3 protein-coding genes and 1 rRNA gene are annotated in these 4803 nt (G+C 52.4%); 3 read left to right on the top strand and 1 reads right to left on the bottom strand.

The window, feature by feature from the left end:
* Positions 1-8 precede the first annotated feature (8 nt).
* From AB7U36_RS18520 to AB7U36_RS18510, 3 genes are all read left to right on the top strand, one after another.
* A complete protein-coding gene (locus AB7U36_RS18520) occupies positions 9-1850 on the top strand; it encodes a cache domain-containing protein (RefSeq protein ID WP_428161144.1) in 1842 nt (613 codons plus the stop codon).
* A complete protein-coding gene (locus AB7U36_RS18515; RefSeq protein ID WP_428161143.1) occupies positions 1847-2512 on the top strand; it encodes a response regulator transcription factor in 666 nt (221 codons plus the stop codon). The genes AB7U36_RS18520 and AB7U36_RS18515 overlap by 4 nt, the downstream gene beginning before the upstream one ends.
* 195 nt (positions 2513-2707) lie before the next feature.
* A complete protein-coding gene (locus AB7U36_RS18510; protein ID WP_428161142.1) occupies positions 2708-4318 on the top strand; it encodes an acyl--CoA ligase family protein in 1611 nt (536 codons plus the stop codon).
* A gap of 390 nt (positions 4319-4708) precedes the next feature.
* On the opposite strand, the gene rrf is transcribed toward AB7U36_RS18510, so the two are convergent.
* Positions 4709-4803: ribosomal RNA gene (gene rrf, locus AB7U36_RS18505) — 5S ribosomal RNA — on the bottom strand; the annotation flags it as partial.

The raw sequence follows: 4803 nt of genomic DNA, 5'->3' as shown, positions 1-4803 counted from the left end.
TTTCCAGGATTCGGCTTTTTTTAAGCTCACTTCAAATCCGGTATAAGTTTCTCATCAGTTTTGCCTTGATTTTTTTTCTGTCCATGCTTCTGTGCAACCTGTTCATCTATGTTTATGTGCGCAGCAATATTGAGGACCGTATTGAAAGCGAGCTGACCAATACCACGGCCATGATTTACAATATGGTCAATACCTCTGTGAATGTCTCCATTAAAAACCATCTGCGGGCCGTGGCGGAAAAGAATCTGGACATACTGACCGGCCTGTACCGGAAAAGCCGGGACAGCGACATTTCCCTGGAGGATGCCCGCAAAAGAGCGGCTGAAGTGATTTTAAGCCAGACCATAGGGGCCTCGGGCTATCTGTACTGCCTGGACAGCCGCGGGGATGTGGCCGTGCATCCGAGAGCCGAACTCATCGGCACCAACGTGGCTGAACACGCCTTTATCCGGCAAATGATGGAAAAAAAGCAGGGATACCTGGAGTATGAATGGAAAAATCCGGATGACAAACATCCCCGGCCTAAAGCCCTTTACATGGCCCATTTTGAACCCTGGGACTGGATCATTGCCGCCTCGGCCTACCGGTCTGAATTCATCAGGCTGGTGAATGTCCAGGATTTCAGGCAGAGTATTCTCTCCTTAAAGTTCGGGAAAAGCGGTTATGCCTTTGTCATTGACAGGGACGGCCGGGCCATCATCCATCCGGTCCTGGAGGATATTAATATTTTGCAGACCCCTGAACTGCCCAATCAATATCTCACAGACATGATGCAGCGCAAAAAAGGCCGGTCTGTTTACTACTGGAAAAACCCCGGGGAGACCCGGGCACGCAAAAAACTGGTGATGTTCAATTATATTCCCGAATACCAGTGGATTGTGGCGTCATCATCCTACCTGGATGAGCTTTACCAGCCATTAAAAACCATCCGCAATATGTTTTTAGGCATCTCCCTGCTGTTTTTCAGCATCATGCTGGCCGTGACCTTTGGCATCAGCCGGACCATTACCACGCCGCTTCGCCAGCTCATGGCCCGGTTCCGCACGGCCACGGCAGGAGATTACTCCGCCAGGATGGAGAGCCGCACCGGGGACGAGGTGGGACAGCTTGCCCGGTATTTCAACCGGTTCATGGACCAGCTTGAAACCGCCCGCCAGGAGCTGGAGAGGGATATGGCCCGGTCCAAAATTCTTGAAAAACAGGTGATGCAGGCCGGGGACCGGGAACGCATGAACATCGGCCAGGAGCTCCACGACGATCTTTGTCCCCATCTCATCGGCATTTCAGGGCTGGCCGCCGTGATCCGGGAAGACCTTAAATCCCGGCACGACCCCGCCGCAGACCTTGCCCGGAAAATGGGGGAACTCGTGGAAGACGCCGTGGAAAAGACCCGGCAGCTTGCCAGGGGTATTTGCCCGGTCCATCTGGTCAGCCATGGATTCCAGTCTGCCCTGGAAGAGATTGCCGATCAGTTCGCCTATTATTCCGGTATCCGGTTTGAGTGCCATATGGACGAGGGCGTGGATATCCTGGAAGACTCCTGCGCCATTCATCTCTACCACATTGCAAGGGAAGCGGTGAACAACGCGGTTAAACATTCACACTGCGACCGGATTCATATTGCTTTAACCCGGGATGCGGCTGACAGCCTGATCCATCTGAAGGTGACGGACAACGGTTCCGGTATAAATCCTGATCCCTCCGGCCGGGGCATTGGCTTGCAGATTATGGACTACCGGGCTAAAATCATTGATGCGCAGTTTAATATTGATACAGGACCCAAAGGAACACAGATCCATGTCATTTTGAATTCGTCGGTTCCGGAAAAAAAGGAGCATGCCCCGGCATGATGCAGACCCGTCAAAAATCCCGCATAATCATTGTGGATGACCACCCCATTTTCTGTCTGGGCATGAGCGAACTGATCAACCGGGAACCGGATCTCACGGTGGTGGCCTGTCCGGATACCGCGGACAGGGCCCGGCAGATCATTGAACAGGATATGCCTGATCTGATGATTGTGGATATTTCCCTGGCCCAGAGCAACGGCATTGACCTGGTGACGGAACTGCGCGGCAAATGCCCGGATCTGCCCATCCTGGTATTGTCCATGTATGATGATTCAATGTATGCAGAACGGGCGCTGATGGCCGGTGCCAGGGGGTATGTGATGAAACAGCGGGCCATTGCCCAGGTGGTGGAGGCGGTGCGCCAGGTCCTGTCCGGGCGCATTTACGCCAGTGACAAAACCAAGGAAAAACTGCTCAACCGGATGATTTCCAGAAAGCCTTCTGCCGTGGGGTTCAGTCTGGAGACCCTGACCAACCGGGAATTTGAAGTGTTCCGGCTCATGGGCGAGGGCCTGGACTCAAGGGAAATTGCGGCAAGGCTGAACCTGAGCATGAAAACCGTGGGTACCCACCGGGAGAATATCAAGGAAAAGCTTCAGCTCAAACATTATACGGAACTTGTCAAGGCTGCCGTGCACTGGGTCTATGAAATGAAAAAATAGCGTTAGATCCTCTGCCGGCCGGGCTGTCCGGTTATTGTAAAACCCAGGGAAAAACGCTTGTAGGTTTTCAACCTAGTTGATTTCAGATCACCGGCCATAAAAATATGAGGCCATTACCGATTGAACCATTCAAAGATTCGTTGTTAATGACACATGGAAAGCATTTACCATATTAATAACAAGGAGAACCCTGTCATGTCGGAAAGAAGCGTTAATTACGAAATTTTAAGTCCCACCAATTTTCTTGATAGAAGCGTCAAAGTCTATCCGGAAAAAACCGCAGTCATCTATGGGGACAAAACCTTTACCTGGGCAGGGTTCCAGGAACGGGTATTTCGTCTGGCCAATGGCCTGAAAGCCTGCGGTGTTGGCCGGGGTGACAAGGTCGCCTTTATCTGCCCCAATACCCCGCCCATGCTGGAAGCCCATTATGCCGTGCCGCTGCTGGGCGCAGCCCTGGTTTCCATCAATATCCGGCTGTCTGCCAATGAAATGTCCTATATCATCAATCATTCCGACGCCAAAGTTGTGGTGGCGGACAATGAATTCGGCAAGGTGCTGTCCAAGGTCGTGCCCGAACTCACCGCAGTGAAGACCTTTGTCAATATCTGCGACATTGACGATTCCATGCCCCTGGACGGGCCGGAATATGAACGTTTCCTGGCGGACAGTCCAAATGACACGGTTGCCCTTGCCATTGAAGATGAACGGGAAGTCCTTGCCTTGAACTATACTTCCGGCACCACGGGCCGACCCAAGGGCGTGATGTACCACCACCGGGGCGCTTATCTCAATTCGCTGGGCGAGCTGCTGGAGTTTAAAATCAACGTGAACAGCAAATATCTGTGGACCCTGCCCATGTTCCATTGCAACGGGTGGTGTTTTACCTGGGCCATCACCGCCATGGGGGCCACCCATGTCTGCCTGAGAAAGGTGGACCCCGTTGAGATCTACCGGATCATCGCCGAGAAGGGTGTCACCCATCTGTGCGCTGCGCCCACCATCCTCATCGGCATGTCTGTTTTTGCCAAGGAAAACCATGTCCAGCTCTCCCACAGCCTGGAGATCATGACCGCCGGTGCCCCGCCCGCACCCATGGTGATCCAGAACATGGAAGGTATCGGGGCCAACATCACCCAGACCTATGGCCTGACCGAGGTATTTGGCCCGCACTCCGTATGCCAGTGGCAGAACAAATGGGATGACCTTGCACCCGTGGACAGAGCCGGCATCAAAGCCCGCCAGGGCGTACCCTATATTGTGGCCGAGCACATGGATGTGGTGGATTCCTTGACCATGGAACCGGTGCCCAGGGACGGTACCACCATGGGTGAAATTGTCATGCGGGGAAACAACGTCATGCTGGGGTATTACAAGGATGAGGATGCCAGTGCCGAGGCCTTCAGGGGCGGATGGTTCCATTCCGGGGACCTGGCGGTTATGCACCCGGACAACTATGTGCAGATCATGGACCGAAAAAAGGACATCATCATCTCAGGCGGTGAAAATATCTCCACCGTTGAAATTGAAAATGTGCTGTACGCCCACCCGGATGTGCTGGAAGTAGCCGTAATCTCGGTGCCCGACGAAAAATGGGGTGAGGTGCCCAAGGCGTTTATTGTACCCCGGGCCGGGACCAATCCGGATCCGGCGCAGATTATTGCGTACTGCAAGGAAAAGATGGCCAGATTCAAGGCACCCAAGTATATTGAATTCGGTCCCTTGCCCAAAACCGCCACAGGCAAGCTGCAAAAGTTCAAATTGCGGGAGAAGGAGTGGGCGGGCCACGACCGCATGGTTAACTAGTGTTTGAACGAAAAGCCATCCATCTGCGGCGTTGCTGCACAAAGCTGAAATCCTCACGTACTACAGTACGCTCCGGTTTCAGCTTTGCTTGCGCCTTGCATCTGGGCAACTTTTCGTCCAAACACGGGCTTGCGTTCAGACACAACTAATGTTTGAACACAAAGTCATCCCTCCAACGTGCCGTCCAAATACGGGCTGGTGTTCAGAACAGCCTATAAGTATTCATATTTTTTGACTGAAACCCCATAAATCAGAATGGGTTCTGCTTTCCCCTGATAAATATAAAGAAAACCGTTTTAAAAAATTTATTACTGGTCAGCAAGAAAAGCCCTGATGATAAAAATAAAAAAGCCCTGAGCAAGAATATCTTGATCAGGGCTTTTAAAGAAGAACCGGCAGCGTTCTACTCTCCCACACAGTCTCCCATGCAGTACCATCGACGCTAAAGAGCTTAACTTCCGTGTTCGAGATGGGTACGGGTGTGG

It is taken from the genome of Desulfobacter sp. (genome assembly GCF_050177295.1).
Note: the sequence above shows the minus strand (reverse complement) of the source record. Positions and strands in the feature narration are given on the sequence as shown.

Excerpts from the sequence above, each read along its gene's own strand:
- AB7U36_RS18515 (WP_428161143.1), top strand. The coding sequence starts at position 1,847 with ATGATGCAGACCCGTCAAAAATCCCGCATAATCATTGTGGATGACCAC.
- AB7U36_RS18510 (WP_428161142.1), top strand. The coding sequence starts at position 2,708 with ATGTCGGAAAGAAGCGTTAATTACGAAATTTTAAGTCCCACCAATTTT.